Genomic DNA, 16,095 nt, shown 5'->3' with positions numbered 1-16,095 from the left:
CATGGGGACAGCGGCGCCTAAAGCGGTTTGCGCGCCAGGAAACAATATAGCGGCGTGAAGATCCCGGCTTTGCCCCCGGCGATATAGGCGTCGGCGGTGCGATCCAGCAGCCGGACGACATGTGCTGAGCCTTTCGGGAAGACCCCCGCTATCTCGGCCAGCCTGGAGACTCCGATGATCGCCTTGCGGCCCAGCGGAGTCCTGCGGAGGGCATTACCGACCGTTCCGCGCTGGGTCTCCATGGGTCGGTACCACGGCGTGACCGGACCGTTCTCCCCGACAGCCAGGTCACTTCCCTCGATGACCTGGAACCCGGCAATTTCGAGCGCCCGGTCGACTTCGCCTATCGTCGCAATTTCCTTGAGCGCGATGCCGTGCATCAGTTCCCGCTTGACGGCCCGGTGCCGACTGTCGTCGGGATCGAACCTGTCCGTCAGGCACATTTCCTGACCCCAGAAGAGAGCACCGGGTTTCAGCACACGGTAAATCTCGGCGAACGCGCCCGCCTTGTCCGGCGCATGGCACGTCGATTCGATCGCATAGCCCCGGTCGAAGGCACCGTCCTCGATGGCGCTCATATCCATGAAGCTGCATGTGACGTAGTCGACCCTGTGATCGAGCCCTGCCTGGCGGTTAAGCGATTTCGCCTTTTCCAGCTGGAGTTCGTTGCTGTTGATCCCGGTGACCCTGACGCCCGCCTCACGGGCGACGCGGCGCATCGGACCGCCTATCCCGCAGCCGACATCGACAACCGTCATGCCTTCCCGCAGTTCCAGCTTGGCGATCATCAGCCGCTGATGCCGGACCTTAGCGTCCTCCAGGCTCTCCCGGGGCGACAGCGGCGCGAAGTGCAGGGATTCGCCCCAACCGAAGGTCATGAACTCGCTGCAAAGGTCGTAATATTCCTTGACGGTTTCGGCGTGGTCATAGCCGGCCGCGCCGGAATCCTCCGCGAAAGCCCTGCCGGTCCAGCCATTGAACCGCTGCACCCGGCGAGCCACGTTCGACCCGTGGTACGCGGCCTTCAACCCGTTGGACAATCTGCGGAGTTGCATGGCGGATTTTCCCGAAGAGACCCAGGAAGGTCGTCAAGCCGCCGGCGTCAATCGGCCGGCCGCCTGAGCCGTTCCCTGATCTGCGCGGTCGTCTCCCTGGTCCCGTCGAGGGCCATGAGCAGCGGCGGGAGGAACAGGAAATCCGCCAGCAGCGCGATGACGACCGTCATTCCCACGAGCATGCCGAGCGCCTGGTTGGTCGTCATCCCCGACGCGCCGAATACAAGGAAACCCAATCCGAACACGATGGTCGTCGTCACCAGCGCCTTGCCGACCGAGCCAAAGGCGGATTGTACCGACTCCGACGGCAACAGGCCGCGCTTCCTGGCGCCGACATATTTGGTCATGAAGTGAATCGTGTCGTCCACGATGATGCCGAAGGCGATCGCGGTGACGACCGCCGCCGCATTCCCGACCGCTCCGACCGCATAGCCCCACAGGCCCATCGCCATGGCGGCCGGAACGAAATTGGGTATCAGGCTGATCAGGCCGAGCCGCACGCTCCTGAAGACGAACAGCAGGAGCAGGGAGACGATCGCCATCGCCACGATGGTGCCGCGCAACATGCCTTCGATGTTCCGCTGGATCGAATTGGCGCCGACGACGGCGACGCCGGTGGCGCCGGATTCCATGCCGGGGGCATTGGTCCTCAGCCAGTCCCGCGCGCGTTCGTCAAGCGCGATCTTCTCGTTGGTGGACAGGCTCTTGAGCGTGACCGTCATGCGCGTCGCCGCGCGTCCGACGTCGATGAGATTGTTCAGGTCGCGACCTTCCGGCAAGGAAAACTCGTAAAGCAGCAAATACTGCGCAGCGAGATCGGAGTTGTCCGGAATAGCGTAAAATTCCTGTTTGTCGCCGTGCAGGTTCTTGTTCAGCCGCTTCATGATGTCGGAAATGGCGAAGACGTGGGCCACTTCAGGCTGCGCCCGGTACCATTGCGCAAACGCATCGACGCGGCGCAGGTATTCGATATCGGTTACGCCGCCCTCGCGCCCGGAATTGAGCGAGTATTCGTAGGTTTCCACGCCGGCGAATTTCTCGCTCACGAAATCCGTGGAGCGCCGGAACTCGTAGCTTTCGTCGAGCAGTTCGAGCCAGTTTTCCTTGAGCTCGATCCGCGAAATTCCGGCGATGAGCACAACGGTCACGATGCCGAAAGACCATAGAAGTGTCGTGCGGTGGGAAACGACAAACCGCCCGAGACGATCGAAGACATTCGAGTGTCCGGCGCGCACGGGCCGGGCGCGCAGGGGCACGACCGACAGAAATACCGGCAGCAGCGTGACCGAATAGACGAAGGCGCACATGGCGCCGAACGCCACCATGTTCCCCATGACCCGAAACGGCGGCATTTCCGCAAAATTCAGGCTGAGGAAACCGATCGCGGTCGTCAGCGACGTCAGGAAAACGGGCCATATGTTGACTTGCAGGGCGTGAGTCGCAGCCTGTTTGCGATCCATGCCCTGGCGCAATCCCGCCGCCACGGCCTCGATCATATGGACGGAGTGCGCGACGGTGACCGCCATCAGGACGAACAGCGCCGCGCCGCTCTCTCCGTAGAACTTCATCCCGGCCCAGCCGATGAAGCCCAGCGCGGACAGGAAGACGACGATCAGCATCACGACGATCGCCACGGTTCCCCAGATCGAGCGGAGCAGGACTATGGCGACGAGCAGCATCGTCACCAGCGCAAGCGGCGCCAGGATGCCCATGTCGTCGTTGATCGCGTCGCGCATGGCGCGATTGAGGACGATTTCACCGGTCAAGTGGTAATCGATGTCCGCATGTTTCGCCCGGACCGCGGCGAGCGTTTCGTTGAGGAAATCGACGATTTCCACGCGCGCCTGCTGTCGTTTCTCGGGAAGCGCAATGCTGACGACCAACCCGGCGACCTGACCGTCCCGGGAAACCAGGCGCCCGGCAACTTCCTCGGTTTCGAGCGCGATTTTTTCGATACGTCTTATGTCGCCGGCGCTGAGAGAACCGGCGCCGTCGATCAGCCGCTCGACGATAAGTTCGTCCTCACGGCCCTCGCTGTGCGAATAGTTTGCGATGGAATCGATACGGGTAACGTAGGGCGTATGCCAGAGCTGTTCGGTCAGATCTTCTATGGCGACAAGCGCTTCGCGTGTGAAAACTGTGCCGTTGCGCGGCGCTACGGTAACGAACGCGGCGTCCGAAAGCGCGTAGGTGTCTTCAAGCTGTTCGAGCGCAACAATGTGCGGGTCGTTTTTGCTGAAATGATTTCGAACGTCGACGTCGACATTGACTATGAACATTGCGCCGGTGGCGAGAACCAGCATGAGAAGCAATGAAAGAAGAACGGTCAGCCAGCGGCGCCCCATAATGAGCGCGATGCATGAATCCAAATTCATATCGGTATGCCGACAGATGTGCAGGAATCGACTATAGCATCCCCCGGTTGCCTTAACACGGGCATTTTCCGGCCGCCCCGGCAGCGCAACGCACTCTGAAAGCCGGCCTGAAAGAGACAGGCGTCGCGAATCATTCCTTCACAGGCGGCGCACCGCCTGCGAACGCATTGGCGCCGGTGTAGTCGCAGGGCGCTTCCTGCATCTCAAGGTGCAATTGGGTTCCTTTGTAGGGATGGGCCCGCGCAAGATCCTCGTCGAAGTCGATGCCGAGCCCCGGCGCTGTCGGCGTCCGGATGTAGCCGTCTTCCCACTCGATCGCGTCGCCGATCAGCCGGCGGTGAAAGTCGCCGCCGGTCTGGATGGTCTCGACCATCAGGAGATTGGGGATGCAGGCCGCCAGCTGGATGTTCGCCGCCCACTCGACCGGTCCGGCGTAGAGATGCGGCGCGACCTGGGCGTTGAAGACCTCGGCGATCGCCGCGATCTTCTTGGTTTCGAGCAGCCCGCCCGAGCGGCCGAGCGCCGGCTGGACGATGCTTGCGCCGCCGGTCTTGAGCACCGCCGCGAATTCGGCCTTGGTCGAGAGCCGTTCGCCGGTCGCCACCGGAATGCGCAGGGCCGCCGCGACTTTGGCGAATTCGTCGGGATTGTCGGGCGGCACCGGCTCCTCGAACCAGAGCGGATCGAATTCCTCGAGGCGCCGGCCGAGGCGGATCGCGCCGGATGTGGTGAACTGGCCGTGGGTGCCGAACAGGATATCGGCCCGGCTCCCCACCGCGTCGCGCACGGCACGGCAGAATTCGGCCGAAAGCTCGATGTCGCCCATCGCCGGCTGGTGACCACCCCGCACGGTATAGGGGCCGGCCGGGTCGAACTTCACGGCGGTGAAGCCGAGCCGCACCATTTCCACCGCGCATTCCGCCGCCATCTCCGGGCTGGTCCAGAATGCCCTCAGGTCATGGCCCGGCAACGGATAGAGATAGGTGTAGGAGCGGAGCCGCTCGTTCATCATGCCACCCAGGAAGGCATGGACCGGCCGGCCGTGCGCCTTGCCCATGATGTCCCAGCAGGCCATTTCGAGCCCCGAGAAGGCGCCCATGACCGTCGGGTCGGGACGCTGGGTGAAGCCGGAGGAATAGGCCCGGCGGAACATCATCTCGATGTTCTCGGGGTTTTCGCCCGCCATGTGCCGTTCGAAGATGTCCCGGACCACGGCCTTCATGGCCGCCGGCCCGACAGCGGCGGCGTAGACCTCGCCGTATCCCGCCACGCCGCAGGCCGTGGAGACTTTCACGAAGAAGAAATAGCGGCCGCCCCAGCCGGGCGGCGGGTTGCCGACGACGAAGACCTCAAGATCCGCCAGCTTCATCGGCCGTATCCGTCGAACAGGATGACATTGCGCCGGGACCGGCCGGACCGCGTGTCGCCGATGGCGTCGTTGATCCGCGCGCACGGGTACCTGCCGGTTACCAGTTCGTCGAGTTTGAGGCGCCCCTGCCGGTAGAGTTCGACGAGGGCGGGAATGTCCCGCGAGAGCACCGTATCGCCCAGGCACGAGCCGCTGATGCCCTGGCCGTAGTAGGAGAAATCGGCGGGAGACCATTCCGCCCACGCGTCCGACGGTGGCATGCCGACCGCGATCAATTGGCCCCGGGGCGCAAGGAAGCGCGGCGCTTGCCGGTAGGCGTCGGCAGCGCCGACCGTGACCAGGACGGTATCCGCGCCGCGGCCTCCGGTCAGCTTTCCGATCTGATGTTCGACATCGTCATCCGTCGCCAGCACGACATCCGTCGCGCCGAATTCGCGGGCGGCGTCGAGCTTTTCCGGCACCGGGTCGACGGCGATCACCCGCGCCGCGCCGGCGATGGCGGCGCCCTGGATGCTGTTCAGACCCACGCCGCCGGCGCCGGCCACCACGACATCGCTGCCCGGTTTCACGTCGGCGGTGTTGGTAACGGCGCCGAAGCCGGTGATGACCCCGCAGGAGAGCAGGCAGGCCGCATCCATGCCGATATCGGCCGGTATCTTCTGGACCTGGCTCCGGTCGACGACGACGCGCTCGGCGAAGGCCGCCGCCGAAATTCCCTGCTCGACCGGCGTGCCGTCCCGGTCCCTGAGCGGGCTGTCGCCGACCCGGTCATACGGCGTTTCGCAGGTCGCCGGATGCCCGCCGGCGCAGGACGGGCAGGTCCCGCAGGCGCGGATGGGTGTGACAAGCACCGGGCCGCCCTTTGCGATGTCGGTAACGCCCTCTCCGATGGCCGTCACATGGCCCGCCGCTTCGTGCCCGTAAACTGCCGGCAGGTAGCCGCCCCAGGCGCCGTCCATCGCGTGGAGATCCGAATGGCAGACGGCGCACGCGGCGATTGCGACCTCGACCTCGCCCGGCCCCGGCGGGCGGAGATCGATGTCCGCGATCTCCAGGGGCGCATCGAATGCCCGGCACACCGCCGCCTTCATTGCGCTTGCTCCGGTTTTTTCCGTTCCACGCCGTATCCCGTTTTCCGCACGCGCGCCACCTCCGTCGCGCCTCGGGGCCAGCTTACCGCGACACCGTCCGTATCCGCAGGCGGTTCCGGCCGTCCCCGGACGATACCGCCGGCCGGCGAGTTGAGCCACACATCGCAACGTTCACAGGGCAACGTTCACAGGGCAAGGTTTCTCCGATGCGCCCGGTATCGTAATGTTTCATTGCAATGTCTTGCGGGGACAGGGCACGCGACGTGCCGGCCGGGCGACACCCCGGCCATCCATCGAACCCAGGGAGGCCGATCGATGCAGATCATCAAGCGTGGCGAAGTGACGAAATACGCGTTCGATGCGCGAGACGAGCCCGTGCTTCGCGTCAAGCAGGAGGAGTCGTTCCAGATCGAGACCGACGATGCGCTGTCGGGCCTGATCGAGGACGACAGCGACAATCCGAAGGTGCACCAGTTCGTGGGCGATGCCCATGTCGAAGCGCTGAACGCGGCCTGGCCTCCAAAATACAATCCCGTCGTCGGCCCGATCTACGTCGAAGGCTGCGAAGCTGGCGACGTCCTCGCCGTCAACCTCGAGACCATCGACCCGTGGCGCTACGGCTTCTCGGGCATTCTCCCGGGCATCGGCCCCTATGGCGAGTCGACGCGCTGGGGCGGCCAGTGCGCGGAGCCGCGGGTGCAGGTCATCGAACATCTGCCCGGCCCGAGCGGCAAGACCCGGGATGGCAAGGGCAAGTATTCCGACAAGCTGACCTGGGATCTGGAGCCCTTCTGCGGGACTCTGGCGACCGCTCCGGAACGCGAGGTCTTCACCTCGCTGCTGGGCCAGGGCCCGTTCGGCGGCAATATCGACTGCCGGGACGTGGCGCCCGGCCACACGATCCTGCTCAATTCCTACCACGAGGGCGGATTGCTCTACATCGGCGACATCCACGGCGGACAGGGCGATACGGAGTTCACCGGCATCGCGGACGAAACGCGCGCCACCGTGCAGCTCAACTGCACCGTCATCAAGAACAAGCGCCAGCCGACTGTTCGGATCGTCAAGCCGGAGAGCATCGTCGCAGTCGGCATCAACCTGCCGATGGAGCACGCGGTCTACGACGCCTGCGCCAACATGATCGACTGGCTGAGCGAGGATTACGGCGTCAAGCCGCAGGACACCTACATCCGCATGTCCTGCGATCCGGCCTTCCGCATCCGCACCTACCAGATGGTGCGGGCGATCACCATTCAGCACGTCGTCGGGGCGGAGTATCCCAAGCACCGGCTGAGCCCCGCCTTCTAGCGGCGGCGCGCGTTTCCGGCGCTTCCGCCGGCACAAGACCCACAGACAACACCAAGCGAAGGAACGGACAATGGATCTCGGATTGAACGGCAAGGTGGCCGCCGTGACGGCCTCGAGCCTCGGCCTCGGCCAGGCGATCGCCATGGAACTGGCGCAGGAGGGCGCCAAGGTTTCGATCTGCGCGCGCCGTCAGGGACCGCTCGACGAGGCCGCGGCGGCGATCGAAGCGGCCGGCGGGGAGGTGTTCTCGTGCGCTGCCGACATGAGCAGGCGAGAGGATGTCGAACGCTTCGTCAACGAAACCGCAGCGCATTTCGGGCGCCTGGACATTCTCGTGAACAATGCCGGAGACGCCGCGGTCGGCCGGACCATCGAGGACCCGGACGAGGTCTGGGAGCAGACCTACGACATCAACCTCTGGAGTGCGGTGCGCGCGACCCGCGCCGCGGTGCCGCTGATCCGCGAGCAGGGCGGCGGCTCGGTCGTCAACGTCGCCTCGGTGAGCGGACACAGCGGCCTCGGCGGCATGGCGGACTACAACTCGGCCAAGGCGGCGATGCTCGCTATGACCAAGACCCTGGCCCAGGACCTCGCGGGCGACGGCATCCGGGTCAATGCGGTCAACCCGGCGCTCATCCACACCCCGTTGTGGGAACGCATCGCGGAGGAGGCCTTCGTCGGCGAGGCGGGGGAGACCGTCGACGAGGTGTTCACCAACCTCGCAGGACAACTCCTTCTGACCGGGCGCTACGGCCGGCCGGACGAGGTCTCCGGCGTCGTGGCCTTTCTCGCGTCGGAGCGGGCGAGCTTCGTGACCGGCGCCTGCTGGAACGTCGACGGCGGCTTCACCAAGTTCCTGACCTGAGCGGCCCCGGGGCGATGCCGGGCGGCAATCGCCGGACTGCCGCCCGGTTTCGAGCGCCGCGGCCGGCCATCCGGCCGTGCCGTGCGGGGTCTCGTTGCGCCGCCGTCAACACGGGATGGAGATGGCGAAGAAGCGAACGCCGGTCATCCGATCGTCTTATGCAATCATTTCAGGAATAAATTTATCTGATGCATGTCGGCGCACTAGTATTCCGCCCGGCCGCCGGTCGCGATGTATCCGGGGAAACGACGGAGGATAGCCATGTCTGACGACATGTTGCACGTCATGGAGTGGCACAACGGCGAGAAGGAGTATTCCCCGTTTTCGGACGCCGAAATGCAGCGGCGTCAGGACTCGATTCGCCCCTGGATGGCGGACAACGATGTCGATGCCGTTCTGTTCACCTCCCACCACTGCATCAACTACTATTCCGGCTGGCTCTACTGCTATTTCGGCCGCAAATACGGTCTCGTGATCGACCAGGAGAACGCGACGACGATCTCGGCCGGAATCGACGGCGGACAGCCCTGGCGCCGCGCCTTCGGCCGCAACATCACCTATACCGACTGGCGGCGCGACAACTTCTTCCGCGCCGTTCGGCAGCTCACCGGCGGGGTCAAGCGCCTCGGCATCGAGTTCGACCACATACATCTCGACTATCGGCGGCAACTGGAAGAAGAGCTCCCCGGCGTCGAGTTTGTCGACGCCGGAGCGCAATCCATGTGGACGCGGACCGTCAAGTCGGACGAAGAGATCGCGCTCATCAGGGAGGGCGCGCGAATTTGCGACGTGGGCGGCTGGGCCTGCGCCGAGACGATCAAGGCCGGCGTGCCCGAGCACGAAGTGGCGATCGCCTCCACCAACGCGATGATACGGGAAATCGCAAGGAGCTTCCCCTTCGTCGAGCTGATGGACACCTGGACCTGGTTCCAGTCCGGCATCAACACCGACGGGGCGCACAATCCGGTCACCAACCGGGTCATCCGGCCGGGGGACATCCTGAGCCTCAACTGCTTCCCGATGATCTTCGGCTATTACACGGCGCTGGAGCGCACGTTGTTCTGCGACCGCGCCTCGGACGAGCATCTGCGCTTGTGGGAGATCAACTGCGACGTCCACCGCGCCGGACTCGCGCTGATCGGGCCCGGTGCGCGCTGCGGCGAGATCGCGAAGGAACTCAACGAGATCTACCGGAGCCACGACCTGCTCAAATACCGTTCATTCGGCTATGGCCACTCCTTCGGGGTGCTTTGCCACTACTACGGCCGCGAAGCCGGGGTGGAGCTGCGCGAGGACGTGGAGACGGTGCTCAAACCCGGCATGGTCGTGTCGATGGAGCCGATGATCATGGTTCCGGAGGGCGCGCCCGGCGCCGGCGGTTACCGGGAGCACGATATCCTTGTCGTGACCGAAGACGGCGCCGAGAATATCACCGGCTTCCCCTTCGGCCCGGAACACAACATCATCGCGAACTGAATTTTCCGGTTCCGGCGCGGCCCGCAAGGTACGCCGCCGGCGGGAACGGGCTGCATGCGCGGATCAGCCCGAGGTATCGGGAACCGCGCCGAGATACCCATCGAGAAAGGCGCTCCGGTAGCCGTCCTCCGTCCACAGCACGGGAAAGAAGGATTCGTCCATCTCCGTGGTTCCGGCGCGCTTGTAGCGGCCGTAGACGGATCCGACGTTGGTCGGGTGGTAGCGGGCTTCGGAAGACATGCAGTGAGACACCAGCGCCCGCCGGGGCGTGCCGGTGCGGTTGGTGCCCGAGCCGTGGAACGTCCGTCCGTGGTGAAAGACTCCGCCGCCCGCCGGGACTTCGACCCGCACCGCTTCGGGGACGACGCCCGCCTGTGCGGCGGCCTCATGCATCTCGCGCTCGTAGTCGTCGGGCGCGTGAAACCGGACGGCCGGCGGGGCCAGGCCCCAGCGGTGCGACCCCACGACATATTCGATGGTGCCGCCGGCCGCGCTGGTCGCGTCGAGGGCGATCCAGCAGCTGCACAGTTCGGGCGGCACCACCCACTGCTGATAGCTGTCGTCCTGGTGGAAGGCGAGCGGGCGAGCGCCCGGCGGCTTCCACAACACGTTGTCCTGGTTGATCCGCGCGCCCGGCCAGCCGCTGAGCCGTGCGCACCAGAGGCCGACGCGGGGATGAAGGACCGTGCGCGCCACATGACGGTCCGACTTCCACGCGTTGCAGATCTGGCGCGTCAGGTCTTCGGCGTCCCGCCCTTCGCGCCAGTTCCACTCGTCGGGGCAAAGGCCGGTCTCGAATTCGCCGCGGAAGAGCGGCCCGAAGCGCGCGGCCAGACGTGCGGCGGCCGCGGGCTCGATGAGCCGTTCGACGACGAGGAAGCCATCCCGGCGAAAACGCTGAATGTCCGAAGAACCCGGCTCTTCGATCGCAAACATGGCGCCTCTCGTGCCTCGGCGCAGGACGCTTTCCGGACGCCGGGCATGGTCCGACCTGAAACGGATAGGCGCTAGGCCATCCGCGCCAGCTCTTCGAGCAGGTAGCCGCGGAACAGGTCGTAGTTCTCGACCATCGGGAAGTGCCCGATGCCCTCCATCACCGTGAAGCGGCAGCCGGGGATCGCGTCGGCCACTTCGCGCGTCATCGCCGGCGTCGCCGAATAGTCGTATTCGCCGGTCAGCAGCGAGACCTTGCAGCGGTTGGTGTCGATCCGCCCGATGTCCTCGCGCGCGTCCCAGTCCTCGCAGTAAAACCAGACGTCGCCCTTGTAGATGCCGGGGCCGGACTGGCTGTAGTACCACCAGTTCTCGCGGCAGCCTTCTTCGGGCGAGTCGGGGCCGTTGAGCCCGTAGGTGTAGCAGGCCGCGAGCTCGCCGCCGTGGATCGCCGGGTGGTGCAGGAAGTCGTTGTCGCGCCCCTCGGCGAAGGCGGTGCTTTCGAGGCCGACGATGCCGGTGATCTCGTCCTGGTGGTCGGCGGCGACCCTGAGGACGATCGCGCCGCCCATCGAACAGCCCATCACCACCGGGCGGTCGAGCCCCAGCGCGCGCCAGAAATCGCGGATCAGGCCGAGATAGACCTCCGTGGTCAGGCGGTATCTCTCCAGCCACCATCTGTCGGGCGGGTTCGAGCGCCCGTGGAAGGGCAGGTCGAAGGCGAGCACGCGAAACCGGCCGGTGACGTCCGCATCGTTGAGGACGTGGCGGAACTGCCGGCTGTCGGCGCCCGCCGTGTGCAGGCAGATCAGCGGCCGTCCCGCTCCCGCCTCCTCGTAGTAGATCCGGTAGCGGCGCCCGCCGCTTTCGAGGTTGAGATAACGGCCGACCACCGGCTCAAGATCGGCCATCGAGCGGCTCCATCGTCTTGAGAATGTTCATCATGCGGTGCAGCGCGCGCGCGTTCTGCATCGCGGCGAGGGAATCGCCGTCTATCCCGAAGTCCGGCACCCGCATCAGCATGGCGAAAAAATCGTGGTACAGCGGCTCCGGGTCGGGCCGGATGAACTTCGTCCAGACCCGCATCGGCGCGGATATGGTGAACCGTGCCGGACGGTCGAAGCGCGGGTTGTGGACGATATCGACGATCCGCCCCGCGCGCACCGAGAGCAGCCAGGCGTCGCCTTCGAAGGCGAGCTTGAAGTCGAGCGAGAACCAGTCGCCGATCACGGCCATCTCGGGGTCTGCGTTGACCCGCTGCCGGTAGCGCTCCATCCAGTCCGGTGTCGGTAACTCGGCCATCTCGCCTGCCTTGCGGTCGTCTGCTGATCGGCGTACGGGTCGAACGCCGATCGGCAGGCCAACCGTTCGATGTTCCGTATTCCTATAGGGTCAAACCTGGGCGCCGAACAACAGTGGACCGTCACCCGAACGGCCGCCTCGACGATTCCCCGTCCTGCAAGGCCGACAGCCGGTCAGGCTGACAAACCGGACGGGACGGTCGCGGCGCTTGCCTTTCGTCAGCACCCGAGCCGTTCTGCAAGGTCGACCATGTTTTCGACCGCGAGGTCCACGCCGGGCGCGGCCCGGGCGTCCTCGATCCGGTCCTCGGCGTCCTCGGCCGGGCGGCGGATGAACGCGGTGCGCAGGCCGCAGGCCGCGGCGGCGCGCAGATCGTCGTTATGCGACGCGACCATCAGGCACTGCGCCGGTTCCAGCCCGAGCATGTCCACGGCGGTCAGGTAGGCCTCGGGCCGCGGCTTGTAGTAGCCGGTGACCTCGGCCGACAGAATGGCATCCCAGGGCAGGCCGCCGCGCCGCGCCATAGCGACCAGCAGCGCGACGTTGCCGCTCGATACCGCGGCCAGGATGTAGCGCGTGCGCAGCCGTGTCATACCCGGCACGGAATCGGGCCAGGGATCGAGCCGGTGCCAGGCCTTCGCGAGCCAGCCGAACTCCGCCGGGGTGAGCGTATCGGGCGCAACGCCGAACGTGTCCAGCGTCTCCCGCAGATTATCCCGGTTGAGATCGTCGGCGCGGATCGAGCGTTCGGCGCGCGCCGCCGCCTCTTCCGGGGAGCCCGCCATCTTGCTGCGTTCCTTGAAGGCGATCGCAAAGGCGTTCCAGTCGAGCGAAAGGCCCTTTTCGCCGCCGAGCAGCGCCCTGGCGTCGCGCGCGATGCCGCCCCGCCAGTCCACGACGGTGCCGAAAACGTCGTAGGTCAGCGCCGCGATCTTTCCAGGCTCCATCCTGCCCTCCTTGCCGCCACCGGCCTCGGGCGGTATTCCGGGCGCGTCTCCCGGACGGACAATCCTGCTCGCTGACGGGCCCGGCCGCCCCGTTGCGACCGGGTTTCATTGCGAACGCAAAGATACCCGGGGGAATTCAAAGGGCGCGGAGTGCCGCCAACCCTCTGAAAAACACTACGAAATATAATGGTCGGAGTGAGTGGATTCGAACCACCGGCCCCTGCCTCCCGAAGACAGTGCTCTACCAGGCTGAGCTACACTCCGGCCGAGCGCGCTATATAAGGGCCGGCCGGTGCGGGTGCAAGCCGCGCCGCCGGCCCGCCGGCCGGCTTTTCAGTAGGGCCGTTCCACGGCGAAAGCGACGAGGTCGCCCAGCGCCTCGCGGATCGGGCTGCGCGGGAACCCGTCCAGCGACCGCAGCGCGGAGTTGGCGTAGTGCCGGGCCCGTTGGACCGTTTCCGCGAGCGCACCGTGGCGGCGCATCAGGTCGATCGCCCGGTCGAGGTCGCCATCCTCGATCCGCTGCTCTTCCAGCGCCCGCCGCCAGAATTCCCTTTCCGCCGGCTGCCCCCGGCGGTAGGCCAGGATCACCGGCAGGGTGATCTTGCCTTCGCGGAAATCGTCGCCGATCGTTTTGCCCAGGGTTGCCTGTTGCGCCGAATAGTCCAGCACGTCGTCGATCAGCTGGAACGCCATGCCAATATGCGCGCCGAAGGCGGCGAGGCTGCGCTCCGTGCGCTCCGGCTGATCGGCAACGATGGCGCCGACCTGCGCGGCCGCTTCGAACAGCTTGGCCGTCTTGGCCGAGATGACGTCCAGATACTGCTCTTCCGTGGTCGAGAGGTCGTTGGTCGTGGCGAGCTGGTGCACCTCGCCCTCGGCGATGGCGGCCGACGCGGCGGACAGGGTCTCCAGCACTTTCAGCGAACCGTCGGCGACCATGATCTCGAAGGCCCGGGAGAACAGGAAATCGCCGACCAGGATGCAGGCCTTGTTGTCCCACACCGCGTTCGCCGTCGCCACGCCGCGGCGCAGGTCGCTTTCGTCGACGACATCGTCATGCAGCAACGTCGCGGTGTGGATGAATTCCACGCAGGCGGCGAGCTCGACATGGCGGTCGCCCTCATAGCCGCAGAGGCGGGCGCTTGAGAGCGTCAGGACGGGGCGCAGCCGCTTGCCGCCGGCGGCGATGATGTGGCCGGCCAGTTCGGGGATCAGCGCGACCGGGCTCTGCATCCGGTCGAGGACCACCCGATTCACCCGTTCGAGGTCGGCGCCGACGATCCTGAGGATACGATCCAGTCCGGGGGCGGAGGCCAGTCCGGAGCCGGTCGCTGCCGTGTTCTGCTGCGCCGTGTTCTGCTGCGCCGTGTTCTGCTGCAGGGTCGCGACTGGCGTCACAGCGTCTCCTCACCTGCCGGCGTTGGCCGGCCGCGGCATCGCGGCAACCGGGCGCGCGTCCGTCGAGCGTCCGGTATAACCTCTTGATATTCCTGTCGTATTGGCAAAAAATCGTAACCCGCTAGCCAAATATCAGACACCGCCGCGCAAAGGCCGGTCAAGCGGCAAACAAGCGCAGCGATGCTTGGTCCGGAAACAACGGCAGATGCGCCGGGCATGTCCGGGCCGGCCGGGAGAAAGCCATGCGCGAACTGGTCAGAACCACCGATCCGGTGCTCATTTCCTGGCTCGAGGCGGCCTTGAGGGCCGAAGGGATCGAACCGCTGGTGCTCGACCTGCATATGAGCGTTCTGGAAGGGAGCGTCGCCCTCCTGCCGCGCCGTGTCATGGTGGCCGCGGACGATTTCGCCGCCGCCCGGCGGATTCTCTCGGAAGCGGATAACGCATTCGATGACGATTGAAACCACCGACGGCGCGCTGCTCGGCGGCCGCATCCGGTTCCGGCAGCCGGCGGCCGGCTACCGCAGCGCCATCGACCCGGTGTTCCTGGCCGCCGCCGTGCCGGCCGGGGCCGGCGACCGGGTGTTCGAACTCGGCCTGGGCGCCGGGGCGGCGGCGCTGTGCCTGCTGGCGCGCGTTCCGGACTGCATGGTGGCCGGCGTCGAGCCCGATCCCGTCCTGCGGCGGCTCGCGCTGGAAAACGCGGCGGCGAACGGCCTCGACGGCCGGCTGACCGCCGTTGCGGACACGGCGGCGCTCGACGCCGCCGGGCGGCCGTTCGATCATGTGATGTCAAACCCACCCTTCTGGGCCGAAGGGTCGGGCAACCGGTCGCCTGACGCCCGCAAGGCGCGGGCCAACCACGAAGGCGACATGTCCATCGCCGGATGGGTGGACGAACTCTGCCGTCTCTGCCGTCCGGGGGGCCGGCCGAAAGCGACGGCGACGACGGTCTATGCCGCGGCGCGGCTCGACGATCTGCTGGCCGCGCTGGCGGCGCGGTGCGGCGGGCCGGAGATTTTGCCGCTGTGGCCCAAGGCCGGCAGGGACGCCAGGCGGGTTCTGGTCCGCGCGCGCCTCGGCGGAAAGGGCCCGGCGCGTCTGCTGCCCGGCCTGACGTTGCACGAGGCGGACGGCCGTTTTACCCCGGCGGCCGAGGCCGTACTGCGCGGCGGCGCCCCGATCGACTTCTGAGCCCTGAAATCCGCGCCGCGACTCCGCCTTTGCTCCGCCTTTCATCTCCGGGGATTCCCCAGCGAAAGGGTGTGCCGGACGGGCCGGACGCCGGAAAGCGGCTGGATTTTGAATAAATGTTCAAAATCAATTACTCTAAGTCTTTGAAATTGCTTGGTTTTTAGAGTTAGACAGACCGGTCTTTCTTACGTGTTTTTTTGCACCCGGCAGCCCTAACCCTTTGGAATCGTTGGAAAGACGCCTTTCGGGAATGCGCAAAATCAATCTCGATAGGAAATTTTCCAGCATCCCGGCCGAGCGGGAGCGCCGGTCGACACCGGGGGCGGCACCGCCGGGCAGGATCGAGGACCAAAATCGGGGTAGCATGGCCCGGCAGAATTGGAGGGTCGAACCGGACGGGGTCCGGCCGTCAAGCCCCGTGGTGCAGTGGATGGCGCACAGGGTGGCGCATTGGATGGCAGATCGGATAGCCGATCGGCGGCGGGCCGGAAAGCGGGCAGGTTCCCGCCTGTTTCTTCGTTCGCTTCTTTTTTGAGAGGGCGTCGGCCGACCGCAGCGGGCGCACTTCGGGCGTTGACGGGGCCGATATAGGGCGCGGGATCGCCCGTGTCAAGGAAAATTATCGAAAAAAAGGAAATATTTTTGGAAAACCTGGCCGACTCACGGCATTTCGCAGGGGAATCCCGGGGGATACCTCTACGAAGAGGGCCAGGCCGCCGCAAATTTGTCCTTCCCCCTCTTCAGAGGGGGAAGTGGCCGAGCGCAGCGAGGTCGATGGG

At 65.9% G+C, this 16,095-nt stretch carries 14 protein-coding genes and 1 tRNA gene; 5 read left to right on the top strand and 10 right to left on the bottom strand.

Going from position 1 to position 16,095, the window contains the following annotated elements; all coding sequences use genetic code 11:
- Nucleotides 1-17 precede the first annotated feature (17 nt).
- The 4 genes from OXM58_10140 to OXM58_10125 form a co-directional block, all read right to left on the bottom strand.
- Nucleotides 18-1,055 (bottom strand): class I SAM-dependent methyltransferase, encoded by a 1,038-nt coding sequence (locus OXM58_10140; GenBank protein ID MDE0148721.1) that lies wholly within the window; start codon nt 1,053-1,055, stop codon nt 18-20.
- 47 nt (nt 1,056-1,102) lie between these two features.
- Complete coding sequence (locus tag OXM58_10135; GenBank protein ID MDE0148720.1) at nt 1,103-3,430, bottom strand: MMPL family transporter; 2,328 nt, start codon at nt 3,428-3,430, stop codon at nt 1,103-1,105.
- Nucleotides 3,431-3,560: 130 nt separating this feature from the next.
- On the bottom strand, nt 3,561-4,799 hold the full coding sequence (locus OXM58_10130; protein MDE0148719.1) for a mandelate racemase/muconate lactonizing enzyme family protein: 1,239 nt from the start codon (nt 4,797-4,799) through the stop codon (nt 3,561-3,563).
- Nucleotides 4,796-5,890, bottom strand: a complete 1,095-nt coding sequence (locus tag OXM58_10125) for a zinc-binding dehydrogenase (GenBank protein ID MDE0148718.1) — start codon at nt 5,888-5,890, stop codon at nt 4,796-4,798. The genes OXM58_10130 and OXM58_10125 overlap by 4 nt, the downstream gene beginning before the upstream one ends.
- A 315-nt stretch (nt 5,891-6,205) precedes the next feature.
- Between OXM58_10125 and OXM58_10120 the strand changes: the two genes are divergently transcribed.
- The 3 genes from OXM58_10120 to OXM58_10110 all read left to right on the top strand — a co-directional run bounded on the left by OXM58_10120 (nt 6,206) and on the right by OXM58_10110 (nt 9,539).
- A complete protein-coding gene (locus OXM58_10120) occupies nt 6,206-7,198 on the top strand; it encodes an acetamidase/formamidase family protein (protein ID MDE0148717.1) in 993 nt (330 codons plus the stop codon).
- A gap of 70 nt (nt 7,199-7,268) precedes the next feature.
- A complete protein-coding gene (locus OXM58_10115) occupies nt 7,269-8,063 on the top strand; it encodes an SDR family NAD(P)-dependent oxidoreductase (protein MDE0148716.1) in 795 nt (264 codons plus the stop codon).
- A gap of 261 nt (nt 8,064-8,324) precedes the next feature.
- Nucleotides 8,325-9,539, top strand: coding sequence for a M24 family metallopeptidase (locus OXM58_10110; protein MDE0148715.1), 1,215 nt, complete (start codon nt 8,325-8,327; stop codon nt 9,537-9,539).
- A 63-nt stretch (nt 9,540-9,602) separates the two neighbouring features.
- Here the strand turns inward: OXM58_10110 and OXM58_10105 are convergent, their stop codons facing one another.
- The 6 genes from OXM58_10105 to OXM58_10080 all read right to left on the bottom strand — a co-directional run bounded on the left by OXM58_10105 (nt 9,603) and on the right by OXM58_10080 (nt 14,023).
- Nucleotides 9,603-10,475 carry a phytanoyl-CoA dioxygenase family protein gene (locus tag OXM58_10105; protein ID MDE0148714.1) on the bottom strand — a complete coding sequence of 291 codons (873 nt, stop codon included), beginning with the start codon at nt 10,473-10,475 and terminating at the stop codon, nt 9,603-9,605.
- A 71-nt stretch (nt 10,476-10,546) separates the two neighbouring features.
- The gene (locus OXM58_10100) at nt 10,547-11,383 is read right to left on the bottom strand and encodes an alpha/beta hydrolase (protein MDE0148713.1); all 837 of its coding nucleotides are present in this window, start codon (nt 11,381-11,383) and stop codon (nt 10,547-10,549) included.
- Entirely contained in the window at nt 11,370-11,774 is a 405-nt protein-coding gene (locus OXM58_10095; GenBank protein ID MDE0148712.1) for a hypothetical protein, read from the bottom strand. The genes OXM58_10100 and OXM58_10095 overlap by 14 nt, the downstream gene beginning before the upstream one ends.
- Nucleotides 11,775-11,992: 218 nt before the next feature.
- A complete protein-coding gene (locus OXM58_10090; GenBank protein MDE0148711.1) occupies nt 11,993-12,721 on the bottom strand; it encodes a haloacid dehalogenase type II in 729 nt (242 codons plus the stop codon).
- 187 nt (nt 12,722-12,908) lie between these two features.
- Nucleotides 12,909-12,985 (bottom strand) — tRNA-Pro (locus OXM58_10085).
- Nucleotides 12,986-13,054: 69 nt separating this feature from the next.
- Nucleotides 13,055-14,023 (bottom strand): polyprenyl synthetase family protein, encoded by a 969-nt coding sequence (locus OXM58_10080; GenBank protein ID MDE0148710.1) that lies wholly within the window; start codon nt 14,021-14,023, stop codon nt 13,055-13,057.
- Nucleotides 14,024-14,364: 341 nt separating this feature from the next.
- Between OXM58_10080 and OXM58_10075 the strand changes: the two genes are divergently transcribed.
- Nucleotides 14,365-14,583, top strand: a complete 219-nt coding sequence (locus OXM58_10075) for a DUF2007 domain-containing protein (protein MDE0148709.1) — start codon at nt 14,365-14,367, stop codon at nt 14,581-14,583.
- Complete coding sequence (locus OXM58_10070; protein ID MDE0148708.1) at nt 14,573-15,316, top strand: methyltransferase; 744 nt, start codon at nt 14,573-14,575, stop codon at nt 15,314-15,316. The genes OXM58_10075 and OXM58_10070 overlap by 11 nt, the downstream gene beginning before the upstream one ends.
- Nucleotides 15,317-16,095 lie beyond the last annotated feature (779 nt).

The sequence above is a fragment of the Rhodospirillaceae bacterium genome (assembly GCA_028819475.1).
GTDB lineage: Bacteria > Pseudomonadota > Alphaproteobacteria > Bin65 > Bin65 > Bin65.
Note: the sequence above shows the minus strand (reverse complement) of the source record. Positions and strands in the feature narration are given on the sequence as shown.